Source organism: Sutcliffiella sp. NC1 (assembly GCF_027594365.1).
Classification (GTDB): Bacteria; Bacillota; Bacilli; order Bacillales; family Bacillaceae_I; genus Sutcliffiella; species Sutcliffiella cohnii.
Map to the genome: position 1 here is coordinate 2,416,503 of NZ_CP115153.1, position 18,228 is coordinate 2,434,730.

The 18,228-nt window shown below is 33.9% G+C and carries 18 protein-coding genes; 15 read left to right on the top strand and 3 right to left on the bottom strand.

Features of this window, described 5'->3' with window-relative positions; genetic code table 11:
- The first annotated feature begins 9 nt into the window (after positions 1 to 9).
- The 4 genes from O1A01_RS12590 (at position 10) to O1A01_RS12605 (ending at position 3,174) form a co-directional block, all read left to right on the top strand.
- Positions 10 to 153: a hypothetical protein gene (locus tag O1A01_RS12590; protein WP_169714861.1), complete on the top strand. Its 144-nt coding sequence runs from the start codon at positions 10 to 12 to the stop codon at positions 151 to 153.
- Between the two features lie 123 nt (positions 154 to 276).
- Positions 277 to 846, top strand: coding sequence for a ribonuclease H-like YkuK family protein (locus O1A01_RS12595; protein WP_412766286.1), 570 nt, complete (start codon positions 277 to 279; stop codon positions 844 to 846).
- 121 nt (positions 847 to 967) lie between these two features.
- Positions 968 to 1,411, top strand: coding sequence for a cyclic-di-AMP-binding protein CbpB (gene cbpB, locus O1A01_RS12600; RefSeq protein WP_066413683.1), 444 nt, complete (start codon positions 968 to 970; stop codon positions 1,409 to 1,411).
- A 254-nt stretch (positions 1,412 to 1,665) separates the two neighbouring features.
- Entirely contained in the window at positions 1,666 to 3,174 is a 1,509-nt protein-coding gene (locus O1A01_RS12605) for an MDR family MFS transporter (protein ID WP_066413752.1), read from the top strand.
- A 112-nt stretch (positions 3,175 to 3,286) separates the two neighbouring features.
- Here O1A01_RS12605 and O1A01_RS12610 read toward each other — a convergent pair whose 3' ends face one another.
- Positions 3,287 to 3,652: a VOC family protein gene (locus O1A01_RS12610; RefSeq protein ID WP_084380280.1), complete on the bottom strand. Its 366-nt coding sequence runs from the start codon at positions 3,650 to 3,652 to the stop codon at positions 3,287 to 3,289.
- 36 nt (positions 3,653 to 3,688) lie between these two features.
- Positions 3,689 to 4,423 carry a sulfite exporter TauE/SafE family protein gene (locus tag O1A01_RS12615; RefSeq protein WP_084380282.1) on the bottom strand — a complete coding sequence of 245 codons (735 nt, stop codon included), beginning with the start codon at positions 4,421 to 4,423 and terminating at the stop codon, positions 3,689 to 3,691.
- 100 nt (positions 4,424 to 4,523) lie between these two features.
- Here O1A01_RS12615 and O1A01_RS12620 point away from each other — a divergent pair, with 100 nt between their 5' ends.
- The 5 genes from O1A01_RS12620 (at position 4,524) to O1A01_RS12640 (ending at position 8,628) form a co-directional block, all read left to right on the top strand.
- Positions 4,524 to 5,405: a transcriptional regulator CcpC gene (locus tag O1A01_RS12620; protein WP_066413687.1), complete on the top strand. Its 882-nt coding sequence runs from the start codon at positions 4,524 to 4,526 to the stop codon at positions 5,403 to 5,405.
- Positions 5,406 to 5,491: 86 nt separating this feature from the next.
- On the top strand, positions 5,492 to 6,322 hold the full coding sequence (locus O1A01_RS12625) for a DUF368 domain-containing protein (protein ID WP_270066351.1): 831 nt from the start codon (positions 5,492 to 5,494) through the stop codon (positions 6,320 to 6,322).
- A gap of 88 nt (positions 6,323 to 6,410) precedes the next feature.
- Positions 6,411 to 7,121: a 2,3,4,5-tetrahydropyridine-2,6-dicarboxylate N-acetyltransferase gene (dapD, locus tag O1A01_RS12630; protein WP_066413692.1), complete on the top strand. Its 711-nt coding sequence runs from the start codon at positions 6,411 to 6,413 to the stop codon at positions 7,119 to 7,121.
- Positions 7,122 to 7,185: 64 nt separating this feature from the next.
- Positions 7,186 to 8,307, top strand: a complete 1,122-nt coding sequence (locus tag O1A01_RS12635; protein WP_066413694.1) for an N-acetyldiaminopimelate deacetylase — start codon at positions 7,186 to 7,188, stop codon at positions 8,305 to 8,307.
- Positions 8,308 to 8,382: 75 nt separating this feature from the next.
- Positions 8,383 to 8,628, top strand: a complete 246-nt coding sequence (locus O1A01_RS12640; RefSeq protein WP_066413695.1) for a YkuS family protein — start codon at positions 8,383 to 8,385, stop codon at positions 8,626 to 8,628.
- Positions 8,629 to 8,689: 61 nt separating this feature from the next.
- Here O1A01_RS12640 and O1A01_RS12645 read toward each other — a convergent pair whose 3' ends face one another.
- Positions 8,690 to 9,526, bottom strand: coding sequence for a mechanosensitive ion channel family protein (locus O1A01_RS12645; protein ID WP_270066352.1), 837 nt, complete (start codon positions 9,524 to 9,526; stop codon positions 8,690 to 8,692).
- A 474-nt stretch (positions 9,527 to 10,000) separates the two neighbouring features.
- On the opposite strand from O1A01_RS12645, the gene O1A01_RS12650 reads away from it, so the two are divergent.
- From O1A01_RS12650 to O1A01_RS12675, 6 genes are all read left to right on the top strand, one after another.
- Positions 10,001 to 11,755 carry an ABC transporter ATP-binding protein gene (locus O1A01_RS12650; protein ID WP_066413701.1) on the top strand — a complete coding sequence of 585 codons (1,755 nt, stop codon included), beginning with the start codon at positions 10,001 to 10,003 and terminating at the stop codon, positions 11,753 to 11,755.
- A gap of 49 nt (positions 11,756 to 11,804) precedes the next feature.
- Complete coding sequence (locus tag O1A01_RS12655; RefSeq protein WP_066413757.1) at positions 11,805 to 13,613, top strand: ABC transporter ATP-binding protein; 1,809 nt, start codon at positions 11,805 to 11,807, stop codon at positions 13,611 to 13,613.
- 305 nt (positions 13,614 to 13,918) lie between these two features.
- Positions 13,919 to 16,462, top strand: a complete 2,544-nt coding sequence (locus O1A01_RS12660; protein ID WP_066413703.1) for an exonuclease domain-containing protein — start codon at positions 13,919 to 13,921, stop codon at positions 16,460 to 16,462.
- Positions 16,463 to 16,487: 25 nt separating this feature from the next.
- Entirely contained in the window at positions 16,488 to 17,324 is an 837-nt protein-coding gene (locus O1A01_RS12665; protein ID WP_157076608.1) for a ComEC/Rec2 family competence protein, read from the top strand.
- Between the two features lie 236 nt (positions 17,325 to 17,560).
- A complete protein-coding gene (locus tag O1A01_RS12670) occupies positions 17,561 to 17,731 on the top strand; it encodes a YpmA family protein (protein ID WP_084380284.1) in 171 nt (56 codons plus the stop codon).
- A 14-nt stretch (positions 17,732 to 17,745) separates the two neighbouring features.
- The gene (locus tag O1A01_RS12675) at positions 17,746 to 18,219 is read left to right on the top strand and encodes a cell wall elongation regulator TseB-like domain-containing protein (protein ID WP_066413708.1); all 474 of its coding nucleotides are present in this window, start codon (positions 17,746 to 17,748) and stop codon (positions 18,217 to 18,219) included.
- Positions 18,220 to 18,228 lie beyond the last annotated feature (9 nt).

Genomic DNA, 18,228 nt, shown 5'->3' on the forward strand with positions numbered 1-18,228 from the left:
AATATGGATATGATGCCATATGTTCATTGTCCAAAATGCTTAAAACAAGAATCAATGGAGCGTGTTTTAACTGCGCAGTCAAATCAAAATGTTATCTTTACTTGTCCTCATTGTTCTTTTATTAAAAGAAACATTAAAACAAGTAAAGGTTAAGACTAAAAAAGAAGACCAATATTTGTATTGGTCTTCTTTTTAATTGTTTTGTCAAGGACCCCCGAAAACTGGCCCGAGCCAACACTGTTGTTTTTGCACATAGAGGATATGGTGCTACTTTTTATGTTTTTATCATATATGTATTATGAACCGGAAAAAGGGAAGTGGTTTATATTGGAGACTTCACTTGTTTTTTATAATACAATATTTAAAGAATTGACATTCGATCAAATGTTCGACAAAATAATCGAATTTATAAAAAAAGAGCCTAAAGCATGTTACCGTTTAAGTATCGGTACAGATTCGCAAGTACATGCGACCGTTACAAAGTTTGTTACAGCAATACATATCCATCGTGTCGGAAAAGGCGCTATAGGTTTTTTAAAAACTCACTTGGTCAATCGAAAAATAGAAAGTATTCGCGAAAAGATATCGTTAGAAACAATATTAAGTCAAGAGGTTGCCTTTTTATATACAGAGGAAAGGCTACTATGTATTGAAAACCTCCTGTTACCTTTTTTAAATGAAGGGGCAGACTTTCATTTTGAGATACATTTAGACATTGGAACAAATGGTATGACAAAAGAACTTATTAAAGAAATGACCGGGAGAATTGAGGCGATGGGGGTAGAAGCTAAAATTAAACCTGAATCGTATGCAGCGTTCTCCTACGCTAACAGGTTTACTAAGTAAACATTATGTTATTGTGTAGAAATAAATAAATTTAATAAAAAATATGCTACAATGGAAATGGTCAGAAGAATAATTCTTCATATACTAAAAGAGAGTACATTTACGGAGAGGAAGAAATAGTATGATCAGTCTCCATAGTGGTGAGTTTTTAGAAACAACGATTAAAGATTTAATTGTTTCGTCAGAAAGAGTTGCGCATGTTCAAGTAGGAAATAATTTAGAGCACGCTCTATTAGTTCTTACGAAAACTGGATACACAGCAGTACCAGTTCTAGATCCAACTTATAAGTTAAAAGGTTTGATTAGTAGTACAGTAATTCTTGATGGTATACTAGGCCTTGAAAGAATTGAATTTGATCGACTAGATCAAATGGTTGTGGAAGATGTTATGACTACCAATATTGCTAAACTCCATATTAATGATAAAGTCACGAAAGCATTAGAGTTAGTAGTGGATCATCCTTTTATTTGTATTGTAAATGATGACCAAGTTTTAGAAGGAATCCTAACTAGACGATCAATACTAAAAAGGTTAAATAGTCATATTCGACGATTAAACAAATAATAATTGCGTTACCCTTTTTTATGAAGGAAACGCTTACAGGTTTTACAACTATGTTCTACAACTTATTCTAAAAGATGCTCGCCCTTTGGCGGGTTTTCTTTAACTATTATTTTCTAAATAATACTTTAATAATTAATTGGTTGTGGAACGTACATATTATGGTTAAAAGTAAAGGACAGAAGCATAAGTTAAGCTTTAAATGCTATGTCTTTCTAAACAAATGTGGACAAGCAAAAGGGGTTGCTAGGGAAAAAATGGGGGTAGCACTTGAGAAAAATGACAAAAAATTAAAAAGTGAGAAGAAAAAAACACACCGTCCATTTGTCTTAGCTGCTGTAATGTTAGCGATGTTTATGGCTGCAGTGGAAGCAACAATTGTATCAACAGCTATGCCAGCAATTGCAGCAGATTTAGGTGGATTTTCTCTTTATAGTTGGGTTTTTTCATCATATTTATTAATGAATGCTGTAACAGTACTCATATATGGAAAACTGTCCGATATTTTTGGTAGGAAACCAATTATCATTATTGGTATTTCTATTTTTTTAGTAGGTTCTATATTATGTGGACTAGCAGTTTCGATTGAAATGTTAATACTTTTCCGTTTTATTCAAGGGTTCGGAGCGGGAGCTGTTATGCCAATTGCATCCACCATCGTAGGGGACATGTATACGAAAGAAGAACGGGCTAAAATACAAGGATATTTATCTAGTGTTTGGGGAATATCAGCAGTTCTTGGACCAGCGATTGGAGGATTACTAGTTCAATTTGTTAGTTGGCGTTATGTTTTTTGGATAAACGTACCGTTAGGATTATTAGCAATACTAGTAATTTCCTTGTATTTACATGAAGGGATAGAAAAAAAGAAACCATCCATTGATTATAAAGGTGCGTTTTTATTATTCGTCTCGATTAGCTCACTAATGTTCGTCCTTGTAGAAGGAGGAGTACATTGGGCATGGAACTCAATGGTAATCATAACGTGTATATTTATTTTTGCAATTACTTTTCTGCTGTTTATCATCCAAGAAACGAAAGCTGTTGACCCGATGATGCCATTCAATATATGGAAAGAACGTCCTATTTTAATTGCTAATGTCACATCTTTAACTACTGGTGTGATGTTAATTGGAATATCGAGTTTTCTTCCTGCGTTTGTTCAAGGAGTTATGGAAAAGCCACCTATTATTGCTGGTTTTACGCTAACAACGATGTCGATTGGTTGGCCAATTGCGGCTACTATTGCAGGTAGAATACTATTGAAAGTTGGGTTTAGGACTACATCTATTATTGGTGGAATTGCTTTAATAGCTGGTAGCATAATTTTCATGACATTAAACCCTGAGGATGGGCCGTTATGGGCGGCTTTCGGTTCGTTTATGATTGGTGTAGGGATGGGATTTTCTACTACAGCATTCATTGTCTCTATACAGAGTAATGTTGAATGGAAACAGCGAGGTGCCGCTACGGCTGCAAATATGTTTATGAGAACTCTTGGGAGTACAGTAGGGGCTGCACTGTTAGGTGGTATTTTAAACTCAAAATTACAAAAGCATTTTCAAGAAAGTGGAATGGCAGATCAGCTAACTGTGGACTCTACAACGGCCTTAATGGATGAGCAAAGTAGACAACAATTAACAGACGCAACGAAAATGGTTTTACAAGAAGGATTAACAACCTCTTTAAATACAGTCTACTTCGTAGTTTCCTTGTTTGCCGTTGTTAGTTTTGTCCTAATAATACTTTTGCCGAAAAAAGAATAAAAAGTTGGGGAATCTCCCTCAACTTTTTTTCGTTTATCAGAATATTATAACTGTGTTACCTTTAACTTCGGTGGCTAGGTCTTACTCAAAATTCTCTTTTTGTTAAAATAAATTAAGTTGTTTCCATAAATTCGATACGATTTCCAAATGGGTCAGTAAAGGTGAAACGTTCAATATTTGGAATTGCAATTTCCTCCTTAATTTTCACGCCTCTATCTTTCAAGTACTCCTTCACTTCCAAAATATTTTCTACTTCAAAAGCAGGATGGCGTTTACTTGGACTAGAATTAATGGATTCAACACCTAAATGAAGTTCAATATCACCAACATCGAACCATAATCCGCCATTCTTTTTTAAAGCTTCAGGTTTTTCTTTTTCTTTTAACTGTAAAATACGACCGTAAAAGTCTCTAGCTTTATCTTCATCACCTATTGGAATACATAATTGAATATGGTGTAATCTTTTAAAGTTTATAATAATAGAACCTCCTACATATAAATATAGATTTGTGAGCTAGATTTGTACTGAAATGTAAATAATCAAAAGTAAAGAAACAAAAGTTAAGATGCTTTTCCAAGGGAGATGGGATAATGTTGGTGCTAGTTTAACTGCTAGTTGTGCTCCACAAAATGATCCAATCGCTAGCAGAATTCCAACTACAGGCTGAAAAAATCCTAAATACGCATAAACAGAAAAGGATACAATACAACTTGCAAAAGTTTGTAATCTAGCTAGTCCAATCGATGTAACATAACTATATCCAGCAGTAAGAAAAGAATGCATAAGTAAAATTGCCTGACCTGGCCCAAAGAAACCATCGAAAGCGCCTATGAAAAAATAATAGGGGCGAAAAAGACTCTTCTGTTTCCTCCTATTTCTCCATTTCTTTATATATTCCTTCCACAGATTGAGAAAAGTAGAAAAGATTAATAACACTAAGGCAATGGTTAACAATGTGTCTTCTTGTAATTGTGAGGCCAAATATGCTCCTGTTATTCCACCAGCAACCGTAAAAGGTAAAAGTGAACACGCTAAAAGGAATTTCACCTCCTTCTTTTTCCATAGTGTATAGAAGCTACCAAGCGAACTAAATGTATTAGAAAATTTGTTTGCAGCAATTGCTGCATGAATTGGTACACCAAGAGAAAGCATAGCTGGTAAACTAATTAACCCTCCGCCGCCACCTAACGTCCCAATAAAAGTAGCAATAAATCCAATGAACAGTAATAAAAGAATAGAGTCCATCATTCACCATCCTTCCTACAACTATTGTATTTTTATAATAGTGATAATGAAATATCAAAAAAATTAAGATATAATATAAGAAAAACTTATATGTAGGTGGAAAATGAGTACTTCAGAATTTTATATATTAACGGTGTTAGCGAAAGAAAAAAATATGCGAAAAGCAGCAGAACGATTATTCGTTTCTCAACCAGCACTTTCCCAAAGACTTCAAACGATTGAAAAAGCATGGAATACAAAAATATTTCATCGTACTCAAAAAGGGTTATTAATTACTCCCGCTGGTGAAAAAATTGTCGAGTTTGCAAAAGATGTTATCCAAAAAGAAGCAAAAGTAAAAGAAGAAATTTATTCATTAGAGGAACATGTATATGGTACGCTAAAAATTGCTGTAGCAACAATTGTAGGTCAATATTGGTTGCCAAAAGTTTTAAAACGATTTATTCAAACATACCCACACGCTAAAGTATCTCTTATTACTGGTTGGAGCAGTGATATACTTCAAAGTCTCTATCAAGATGAAGCGCATATCGGAATTATTAGGGGAAATCCTGAATGGAAAGGTGTTAAACAACATCTATTATCAGATAAATTGTTTTTGGTAGATACAGAAATTGAAAAAATTGAAGATTTAAGAAATACGGATCGCCCATTTATTCAATTTAAAAGTGATTCTACCTATTACCAAGAAATCCAAGTATGGTGGCATAGAAAATTTCAAACAGCACCGAAAAGGACAATCGTTGTTGATCAAATTGAAACTTGCAAACAGATGGCACTAAACGGTGTAGGGTACGCGATTTTACCTTCAATAACATTACAAGAAGAGTATGACCAGATTAACATCATTCCTCTTAGTGATTGGAAGGAAGAAATGCACCGGGATACGTGGTTAATTGGATATGAATCATCCTTTCAATTAAAACAAGTGGAAGCATTTATGGAGATACTAGATAAAGTATTAGAAGAACAAGGGCATTCGTGATTGATAGCATTTTTTCATGAAAAATAGTATGATAAATACTTGGTATAGAGTAGAATTGTACAATTTTATGTTAGGGAGTAAAAAACATGTTAAAACAATTAGAATGGAAAAACTTATTCCGAGGGATGTTAATGGGGATTACCGAACTCGTTCCTGGAGTAAGTAGTGGTACTCTGGCGTTTATCCTAGGGATTTATGATCGACTAATAGATTCAATCAGTGGTTTTTTTAGTAAAAATTGGAGGAAACATTTGACCTTTTTAATTCCACTTGGTTTAGGGATGGTAATCTCATTAGTTGCGTTTAGTAGAATAATGAAATTCTTGTTAGTAAACCATGAGCAACCTACGCATTTTTTATTTTTGGGGTTAATAATTGGTATCTTACCATTATTGTACCGAGAATCAGATATGGGAAATAGTTTCAAAGTGAAACATTATACGCTGATGTTTATTGCAATAATTCCTGTTATTTTATTGGAACTATTACGTGAACCAGAAGCAGCAACTATAGTGGAAATCAGCAATCTATCTACTTTTGGATATCTTTTTTTATCTGGTTGGTTAGCTAGTATGGCAATGTTGTTACCAGGGATTAGTGGTTCTCTAGTACTAGTGATTTTAGGAATGTATACAACAGCAACGACAGCTTTAAGTGAGCTAAATTTCCCCATAATAGTCTCGATCGGATTAGGAGTAATCGTGGGCTTTATATTAAGTAGTAAAATAATAAAATTTCTCCTTTATACGTTCCCCAAAGCGACATTTGCTGTCATCATTGGGTTAGTGATTGGCTCGACTTATGCTGTGTTTCCTGGATTGTCGAATAGTTTAATTACAAATGTAATTAGTGTTATAACTTTCCTTATAGGCTTAATTGTCGTACAGACTATTGGAAAAACAAATAAAGGTATGTAATCTCATATATTTTTTACTTGTCACGTAAAATGTTGTTTGATAGAGTAAAGTAATAAAGATTATATAGCTTACATAGGAGGATACATACATGAAAATGATGGATGCAAACGAAATTATTTCTTTTATTCAAAATAGTACAAAATCAACTCCAGTGAAAGTATACGTCAAAGGTGATATAGAAGGTATTAACTTTGGTGCTTCTGCTAAGGCGTTTATTACTGGGGACACTGGTGTTGTTTTCGGTGAGTGGGCTGAAATTGAAGCAGCATTAAAAGAAAATGAAGCAAAGGTTGAAGACTTTGTTGTTGAAAATGACCGTCGCAACTCAGCGATTCCGTTATTAGATATGAAAGGCATTAAAGCTCGTATTGAGCCAGGTGCAATTATTCGTGACCAAGTAGAAATTGGTGACAATGCTGTTATTATGATGGGAGCTTCCATCAATATCGGAGCAGTAATTGGAGAAGGAACGATGATTGATATGAATGCCGTTCTTGGTGGCCGTGCTACAGTAGGTAAAAATTGCCACATCGGTGCAGGTACAGTCTTAGCGGGAGTAATTGAACCACCTTCTGCAAAACCGGTTATCGTTGAAGATGATGTAGTAATTGGTGCAAATGCTGTTGTATTAGAAGGAGTAACAGTAGGTAAAGGTGCGGTTGTTGCTGCCGGCGCTATCGTTATCGACGACGTAGCTCCATATACAGTAGTTGCTGGAACTCCAGCAAGAAAAATTAAAGACATCGATGAAAAAACAAAGTCAAAAACAGAAATCAAACAAGAACTTCGTCAACTATAAGGATAAGGTAAAAAGCGTGGATTAATATCTCCACGCTTTTCCTATAGGGAGGAACTATTCAAACATGAATCACTTATTACAAATTAGGAGAGAGTTACATCAAATTCCCGAAAAAGGTTTCGAAGAAGTAAAAACGCAACGTTACCTATTAAATTATATTTCCAAATTACCACAAGAACATTTACAAATAGAGACGTGGAGAACGGGTGTTTTTGTTAGAGTCAAAGGAAAAGTTGGAGATAACACAATAGGGTACCGGACAGATATTGATGGATTACCTATTGAAGAAGAAACAGAATTAGAGTTTAGCTCTACACACGAAGGAATGATGCATGCATGTGGGCATGATCTTCATATGACCATTGCCTTAGGTTTGTTAACGCATTATTCATCCAATCCAGTTAATGATCATTTATTATTTATGTTCCAACCTGCAGAAGAAGGTCCTGGTGGTGCGGAATTAATGATTCAAACGGAAGTGTTTAAACGATGGAAGCCTGATATGATTATTGCTCTTCATATCGCCCCAGAGTACCCAGTTGGTACAATTGCAACAAAACCTGGACTTCTTTTTGCGAATACGTCTGAATTATTTATCGATTTAAAAGGAAAAGGTGGACATGCAGCTTTCCCACATCAGACAAACGATATGGTAGTAGCTAGTTGTTCGCTAGTAACACAATTACAATCTATTGTTTCTAGAAACGTTAACCCGCTTGATAGTGCAGTGATTACGATTGGAAAAATTACAGGTGGCACCGTTCAAAATATTATTGCAGAAAGAGCAAGATTAGAAGGAACAATTCGAACACTTTCTGTCGAATCCATGTCTAAAGTGAAGGCGCGGATTGAAGCAATGGTAAAAGGGATTGAAATTGGATATGACTGCCAAGCAACAATTGATTACGGTTGTATGTACCATCAAGTAGACAATGAAGAACAAGTAACGAGTGAATTTATGAAGTTTGTTTCAACTGAAACGGATGTAAATGTAATTCATTGTTCTGAAGCGATGACAGGGGAAGACTTCGGCTATATGATTAAAGATATTCCTGGTTTTATGTTTTGGTTAGGTGTAAATTCCCCTTATGGCCTACATCATGCAAAACTTACTCCTGATGAAAATGCACTTGATGTTGCAGTATCATTATTAACAAAATATATTAATTTTAAAGGAACCGCGTAAAAATTTCCTCTCACTTCTCTACGTATAATTTTGTTTAATCAAGAACAAATTATACTCATGGGAGGTGTGTTACATATGCCAAAAATCGGTGTAGAACAATCTTTAACACAAGTTCAAGAAGCGTTACAAGAAAGAGGATATGATGTTGTTCAATTGAAAAATGAGAATGATGCTAAAGGCTGCGACTGTTGTGTTGTAACAGGTATAGATAACAATGTGATGGGCATTTCTAACGCTGTTACGGCTGGTTCAGTAATTGAAGCAAGCGGCCTCTCGGCAGAAGAAGTATGTCAACAAGTAGAAAGCAGAATCCAAGGGTAATCCGAAAAGCATATGCGGAACAAAGACAAAAAAAGTGCCTAATGAGATAGGCACTTTTTTCTTATGCTTTCTTTTCAATATAAACTTGATGCGGGAAAGGAATTTCAATCCCATTAGCATCTAATGCTTCTTTCATAGCTTTCCTAAGTTTTCGTTCAACCGCCCATTGCTCCATATTTTCCGTTTTTGCTACTATTCGAATCACAACGTCAGAATCCCCTAGACTTTGAACACCAACGACATTCGGACCTTCCTTAATTGCCTCTTCCTCTTGAGCAAAACGATCACAAACTTTTTGTAATACCATCATCGCTTTATCGATATTATCGTCATATGAAATGCTTATATCCACTAGTGCTCGCATATTTCCACGAGAATGGTTACTTAAACTTGATATTTCGCGGTTTGGAATGTAATGTAGGGTACCATCAAAATCACGAATCTTCGTCGTTCTTAAACCTACTTCTTCTACAATTCCCGAAAATCCTGCAGTAGTAACATAGTCATCGACATCTACTTGCTTTTCAAGAAGAAGGAAAAATCCAGTTACAACGTCACTTACTAATCCTTGTGCACCAAAACCGATAGCAAGTCCAACAATACCTGCACCCGCTAAAATGGGAGTTGCTTCTACTTTAAATACATTTTCTAATACTAAAATAAACAGAAAGAACATTAACGTGTATGTAAAAATATTTATTACTAATTTTTCTAACGTTTTGGACCGACCACGTGTCAAGTTTTGTCGTTCTTCTGCTCGTTCAAATAAAGATTTTATTAATTTTGTACCGAGCGACTTTACGATCCCGTACGCAATTAATATTATGACAAGTTTTAAAATAACGGTACCTACCACAGCTAAAATAGCCCATAAATTGTAATTCGTTAAATCAAACATAACATACTCCTTTCCAATACAAATAATAAGTTTCTCATTATATCTTATTTACTGAAAAAACTCCAACAGTCAAGATTTAGAAGAAAATGTCGATATTTCATATATTCCCCTTATTTAGAGCGTTAAAACAAAACAGTATTCAAGTATTCATCAGCTTAGTTTACATAGAAAGCTATGGCTTTAATAAATCATTGGATTTTACTGGTATTCAAAATTAATTAACTACGACAAAAGTTGGAGAGGAAATCAGTCTTCTATCCGCTGTGCCATATTTCACATATGTCTATAATAAAAATATAAAATATTTAAATTTTTTAAAAAAAGGGTGGAAATATATTTCGAAACTCGATATATTTATTACTATGCTAGTGAAAAGGGGTAGTGAAAAAATGACGACATGGGAGTTCTGTCCATAGGATAGAAGCTATTATTTAAATTTCAACGTTTCCAAATGGAGCAAAGGGAGGGACAAAAATGGAAACATTTAAAAAGCTAAAAGAATTTTATTGGCCTTATAGAAAACAATTCTATATATCATTAATATTTTTAATTTTAGTAACAGCAATTACAGTTGTTTATCCAATTATTTTACAAATTACCATTGACGAAGTTATTTATAACTCTAAATATCACTTCGTACCTTATTTAGCTATCGGTTTTATTTTTATTATGGCTTTAAAAGGGTTATTCACATTTTTCAACCAATATTTAGCGGATCTTTTTGGAATTACATCTGTTTATCGATTAAGAAATGAATTGTATAAGAAACTACAATATTTGCCTTTCAGATATTACGATAATGCAAAAACTGGAGACTTAATGTCACGTTTAACAGCAGATGTGGAAGGGTTTCGCTTTTTCTTATCTTTCGGGTTTGCAGAATTAATCCGATTTGTATTAATCGTTGGATTAAGTTTATCTGTTATGTTTTATTATTCTATACCATTAACACTAGTAACATTAGCAGCAATGCCATTTTTAGCATTTGTCACCTATCGATTTGATAAAGAAGTGCATCCAGCCTTTCGAGGAATACGGAAATCTTTCGGTAAGCTGAATACAAATGTACAAGAAAATATTAGTGGGATTAATACCGTAAAATCACTATCAAGAGAAGGGTATCAAATAAATAAGTTCAACAATTCAAATGGTGATTATCGGGAAAAATATTTAACAACTTCAAATGTATGGGCTAAATACTTCCCGCTAATGGAATTTATCGGGAATGCATGTGTAGTAGGTTTACTTGGCTTTGGAGGTTATTTAGTAATTACAGAACAACTAAATCCAGGTGCTCTCGTTGCGTTTTTCAGCTTAGTTTGGTATATCGTGTGGCCAATTGCGAACTTAGGGTTTGTTATTAACCAGTTTTCACAGGCAAAAGCGTCTGGAGAACGTTTGTTAGAAATATTAGAGGCTGATGAAGATATAACAGATTTACCTGATGCAATAGAAATTAAGGATATGCAAGGGCATGTTACATTTAAAGATGTTACTTTCAAATATCCAAATGAAGATAAATATGCCTTAGAAAGTATTAGTTTTGATGCACCACCAGGAAAATTAATCGGCTTAATCGGTGAAACTGGCTCTGGAAAAACAAGTATTACACAATTAATTACCCGTTTTTATGAGCCGCAAACAGGAGTTATTACTGTTGATGGTAGAGAAGTGAGAGATTATACATTGCATTCTCTTCGCAATCAAATAGGCTTTGTACCACAGGAATCATTCTTGTTCTCTTCAACGATAAAGTCCAATATCGCTTACGGTCGACCAGATGCTACTATGGATGAGATTGTAAAAGCGGCAAAAATGGCTCAAGCACATGAATTTATTATGGAGTTACCTGACGGGTACGATACACTTCTTGGCGAAAGAGGAATGGGTTTATCTGGTGGTCAGAAGCAAAGGATTGCAATTGCTAGATCCCTAATATTAAACCCTAGTATTCTAGTTCTTGATGATGCAACAAGTGCTGTAGATATGCAAACAGAAGCAAAAATTCAACAGGAATTAAAATCAGCTCTACATGGAAGAACGACCTTCATTATTGCTCATCGTATTTCTTCGCTTAAACATGCTGATGAAATTTTAGTATTAGAAGAAGGAAGAGTTGTAGAGAGAGGGACACATGAACAATTAATTGAAAAAAGTGGTCCGTACAAACGAATATATGATATTCAATATAAAGATCAAAAAGTAATATTAGAAGCTCAAATAGGGTAAATCGTGAGGCAGGTGAAATGTTGTGAGTACTGAAACAAGAAAAATTGAAATGAATGATAACGTAAAAAAGCGGTTCTTTTATTCAACAGATCAAGCAATTGAAAAGCCATTTAACTGGAAGCAAATGTTAAGATTATTTTCTTATATGACACCATATGCAAAAAACTTATTGCCGCTAGCGATTATTACGATGTTAATTTCTACAGCTGTAAGATTGATTGTTCCAATTGTTATCGGGGTTTATTTAATGGACCATGCCATTGCTAATAAGGATGTTGACCTTATCATCATTTTAGTAGCGATTATTGCAGGGTTATATGCATTATCCTACGTAGCGAACGTATTAAGAATAAGGTGGATGAATATGTTAGGCCAAAATGTTATATACGACATACGTAAACACTTATTTACGCATGTTCAAGGCTTATCTCATCGCTTTTTTGACCAAAGATCAGCTGGTTCTATTTTAGTTAGAATTATGAATGATATTAACTCATTACAAGAATTGTTTACGAACGGTGTTATTAATCTATTAATGGATTTTGTATTATTAATAGGGATAGTGGTCATATTGTTTGCCTTAAGTCCAGAGTTAGCGGCAGCGATCTTAATCATTTTACCGATCATGTTCTTCATTTCAACAAGTTTAAGAAGAAAAATTAGAAGAGCATGGCAAGATGTTCGTATTAAACAAGCAAAATTAAATTCACATCTTAATGAAAGTATTCAAGGGATACGTGTTACTCAATCGTTTACGCAAGAAAAAGAAAATATGTCTTTCTTTGATGGAATAAACACGGAGAATTTTTTATCATGGAAAAATGCGACAAAGCAAAATGCCATTTTTCGTCCTTTTGTAGAAATGACAAATGCTGTAGGAACTGTCATATTAATATGGCTAGGAGCGTATTTAATCCAATCACCTACGAGTGGATTAACGGTCGGTGTATTCGTATCGTTTGCGTTTTATTTAGGAATGTTTTGGGAACCAATTTCCCGCCTAGGTCAAGTGTATAATCAATTATTAGTTGGTATGGCTTCTTCCGAACGTATATTTGAATTCCTTGATGAAAAGCCAATAGTAGATGAGAAAGAAGACGCTGTTCACTTAGAAAACATTCGTGGAGAGATCGAATTTGATAATGTTGAATTTTCTTATGACGAAAAAAGAAAAGCATTAAACGGTATTTCTTTAAAAATGGAAGCGGGGCAAACAGTAGCTTTAGTTGGTCATACTGGCTCAGGGAAAACAACGATTGCGAATTTAATAAGTCGTTTCTATGATGCAACAGATGGTGTTGTTAAAATTGACGGTTATAATATTCGAGACGTATCTGTTACTAGCTTACGATCACAAATAAGTGTCGTACTACAAGACACGTTCATCTTCTCTGGAACAATAATGGATAATATTCTTTTCGGAAGACCAAATGCATCTAGGGAAGAGGCGATTTCAGCAGCAGAGGCTGTTGGCGCGGATACGTTTATTTCTAAATTAAAGAACGGGTACGATACAGAAGTAGAAGAGAGAGGGAATGTTCTTTCAGTTGGAGAACGCCAATTAATTTCCTTTGCGCGTGCCTTACTTGCAGACCCGCGAATCATTATATTAGACGAGGCAACGGCAAGTATTGATACGGAGACAGAAGTACAAATTCAAGCAGCACTACGTGAATTATTAAAAGGTAGAACTGCCATTATAATAGCCCATCGACTATCAACGATTCGGGAGTCAGACAATATTATTGTATTAGATCATGGAAATATTATGGAACAAGGAAATCATGAACAATTAATGCAACATAAAGGTATATATTTTAACTTAGTAAAAGCACAATTCAAAATGTTAGATAAATAAATGCTGGAAGAGCTTCTAATTCTTTAAAGAGATTAGGAGCTCTTTATTTTGAATTCCTCCTGCAGAAATAATCCAGGTTGATTGGATTTAGTTTGCCGCATCCGCTTTTATACTGATTTGCAAAAAATATTATTTAAGAATAAAAGAAAATATTTTTCGTTATAGAAATATTTCTTCTTAACCTTTAAACTAGTAGTAATAGTTGTTCAGTACGGTTTTTTCTCTAAAGTGATGGGAAAACTATAAATGTTACTTTTAGGAAATACGAACAAGGATAGAGATTAGGATTTTGAGGTGTTCTTTCAATGAATCATCGGTATGTCGTGCTAGACCTGGAAACAACAGGGAATTCGCCGAAAAAAAATGAAAAAATAATACAAGTAGGAGCCGTCCTTGTAGAAAATGGAGAGATTACAGAACGATTTGCAAGTTTTGTTAACCCTGGTTGTTCTATTTCCCCTTTTATTGAACATTTAACTGGAATTTCAAATGAACTTGTAAAAAATGCGCCAACATTTTCACAAATTGCGCCGATGCTTATAGATATGTTAGAGGGAGCTAGTTTAGTTGCCCATAATGTCCCATTTGATTTATCCTTTCTACAATATGAATTAAAAGAGAATGGATTTGAGCCATTTAAAGGGAAAGCAATTGATACGGTAGAGCTGTCAAGAATTCTTTTACCTACTCAAAGTAGTTATAAATTAACAGATTTAGCAACCTTTTATTCATTTACTCATGACAATCCACATAGAGCAGATAGTGACGCTGAGGTAACGGCATTTATTTTTTTAGAATTACTAAAAAAAATAGAAAAGTTACCTGTGAAAACGGTGAAAAAGATAAGAAAGCTATGTAAATTATTAAAAAGTGATGTATATTATGTATTTAAAAAACAAAATGGTTCAGAACCATCAGAAGAACTATTTTTCATTTATGAATCAGTTGCATTAAAGAAGATAGAACAAAGAATTGATGAAGCTATTGTTTCAAGTGATGAGCATCTTGAAAAAAATGAAGCTGAAATTACAAGCAAAGTTGAAATGTTATTACATAATCGAGAACATGCACTTTTAGAAATACCAAAAACAATAGAGTGGAAACAAAAATATATAGCAGGTATTACGTCTTTCGTAAAGAAACACAAGAAAAAAGTACTTATAACAGCCAACACACCACAAATACAAGCTAATATTCATCTACTACTTCAACAAGATAATCGTTTACTAGCAACAATCATAAAAGATAAAAGTAATTATTTAAACATTGATCGATTTGTACGTTCGTTACACGCAAAAGATAATAATTACGATACTATATTAACAAAAGCCCAAATACTAGTATGGCTAACGGAAACAGAAACAGGTGACGTTGAAGAATTATCTTTAACATCTGGTGGAAGGTTACTATGGGATACAATAAATTGCCGGTGGGAACAGTCAATATACAGTAAAGCACCGATTTGTTATTTTCAGCAGGCTGTAAAAAAAATGACGGAATCAGATATCATTATTACGGATCATTTTTATTTTATAGAAAGCTTGCAATCAGAAGAGGAATTATTACTCGAATGTGAATATGTCGTAATTGACGAAACAAATTCATTTATTAAAAACGTTAGGAAATATTACGGTATAAATATAAGTTATTTGAATTTACATTTTATCCTATCAAGATTAGAGCAAAATAGCTTAGTGGAGAGTACAAAAGAAGAACTAAATGAAGCTTTTACATTAATGAGAGACTATTGCCTAATGAAAGGTAAAAGTGGTTCAACTCGTTCGACGTACACAGTTCCAGCGGATTTAGCTACCGCTCCTGGGTGGGGCGCAATTCAGGAGGCTGTTAATCGTCTTCTCTTAAAGATAACGGAACTTATTCTCCAATTAGAAAGAGCAAGTGAAGAACATGAAACAACAATTACAGAGCTAGTTCAATATCAGAAAGATTTAAAGGTAGTTGTTTTTGAACAAGACGATAAGAGCCAAACATGGTTAGAAGCAGATATTAAAGGTGCCAAAAATGCAATCTCTATAAGAAGAATGCCAATAGATATATCGGAAAAACTTGCAGTACAGTTGTTTCAAAAGAAGAGTAGTGTTCTTTTACTAGATCAATCTCTACAAGCGGAAGACGATTACCAATTTATCATTAATGAGTTAGGATTATCTGACTTTTATCCTTCCACTTATTCCATGTTAAATGAAGAAAAAAGTAAAGTTACTATTCATATTCCAACAGATACTCCTTTAATATCGGAAGTTAAAGAAGAGGAATTCATTGAAAATATTGCTCTTCAATTAAAAGAAATTACAGGGAGTAAGGGTGGGAAAATTATCGCTTCATTTTCATCAGTTGAGATGATTGTTAAAGTTTACGAGCAACTTAAAGATTTATCAGTAGCAGAAAAGTATGTCATAATAAGCCAGAGTAATATTGGTGGTAGCAAACAAAAAATATTGAAAAACATGTTGAATTTTGAACATGTTATCGTTCTCGTTAGCCATCGCTTCTTTGAAGAAGTTTCGATGGAAAACGAAGAATTAGGGACGTTAGTAATAGCGAGGCTTCCATTTCATTCTTTAGATGAACCTCTTATAGCAGCGAAAATAAAAAATGTGGAGGCTCAGGACGGAAATTCATTTAAAGAAGTATCTTTACCACTTTCAATATTACGTTTTAAATACATTATTCAAGCGTTTATACATCAACAAATAAAGCAAGATTGTATTATATTAGATGCGAGAATTGCTCATAAAAAATATGGTGATTCCTTTATTAAATCTCTTCCGAATTGGAACATATGGAAAGAACCATTTTATTCAACTCTACAACGGATTAAAAGATAGACTTTTCAAGAACGGGTGAGTATGAATGTGGAAGTGGATGATGGTGAGTGTACTTTTCTTCTCACTTATTAACGATGAACCAACTGGCATAGAAAAGATCAATTTAAAGCTATCAGAGGATGAAATTGCTTTTACTTTTTTTGATTTGGTCGATGGAGAAAGTACGTTAATATTAGATAGTGAAGGTAACTCTATTTTAATAAACACAGGTGGGGCAAAATCAGAAGAAGAACTAGAACATTATCTCGATACGTATAATGTGAAAAGTATTGATCTTCTTATCATTACGAGTGACCGAGATGAGTATATCGGCAATACAAGCTGGTTATTCACAAATATTGAGATAGGAAGTATTATTTTACCGAGTAGCTTAGAACGAACTTGGAACGATACGACTTTACCAGTACAGTTTTGGAAAAAAGAAGAAAAAATGGAGCTTTTTAATGGAGTAACCGTTTCTGTATTAACAGATAGTATAAGCGACCATATAGGAATGGACTTACTACTTCAATTTGGTAGAAATGACCTACTGTACATGACATCAGCAAATAAAGAAATAGAACAACAACTTTTAAAAAAATATGCATTAAAAAATGTACATGTCTTAAAGGTTGGAGATTTTGGTAGCGAACAAGGCACGCATGGGAAGTTTTTAAAAGAAACAGATCCCCAAGTTGCAATCATTTTTAAAAAGGGTTCGACAAGTCCAGATACAGGAGTATTAGAACGTTTGCAAGACACATGGATTGACATTTATCAAACAAAACAAGTTGGTAATGTTACCGTTAAACTTACAAAAACTAATTATCAAGTGTTTACAATACCTATAAGAAGTACCAATATGTTATCTAAAAGTCGTTAATGAACCCTTTTGCTTGTAATCAACCGATATAAAAGAAAGGCCCTCTCTTTTGAGTGAGCCGTAAAAGGTGTGGGGTTAGGAAAGATTTTGATTGGGCTATAAACTGTTGTACGAAATGGAATGTTAGCGGTATAATGATTTTGGGTTGCTATTGATGTTTCAGTAATGTTATTTTTGCCGAGAAGAGCTACTCTTATGAATAACAAAAATTGCTTTTAAAGGCAGGGGATTTTTTAATGGAAAGTAAAATTGAAGTTCTCTCCTCAGTTAAAGTAGAGAATTCTAATGATCTATATAAGATTGTAGATGCCTTAAATAGAACGCTGAAGAGAGAAAACCTAATGTTTGGTCTTGCATTAGATAAAAATGAAAAAGATAAAGCTATCTTTACCATTTATCGTACATAAAGAGTGATAACTACATGAAAAAATGGATTATTTCAATTTTAGTAATAGGCATTGGCATTGTTTTATGGCAATCAATCTCTACGTATCAATCTGCAACTTCTTCATTAAAACAAGATGAACGCAGGGCAACGCAGTTAGCATATGAATTAAGTGACATAACAAAAGTGGAGCAAATTGATATTTATAGGGGAACTACCTTTTATATGATTGTGCAAGGATTAACAGCTTCTGATGAAACAATAGTTATTTGGATTGATGAAGAAGAAAAAATAGTAGAAACTAAAAATTCCTCTGACGGCATTCCACGAGAAGAAGTGTTAAATTATTTGCAAACAGATAGAAATCCGCAAAAAATTCATTCCATTTCACTCGCTATGGAAAATAATTTACCACTATGGGAAATAAAATTCACTGATGCAGCAAATCGTTATAATTTATATTATATAACATTTGAAAAAGGAGAATTTTTTCAAAGAATTACCTTTTAATATTGGGGA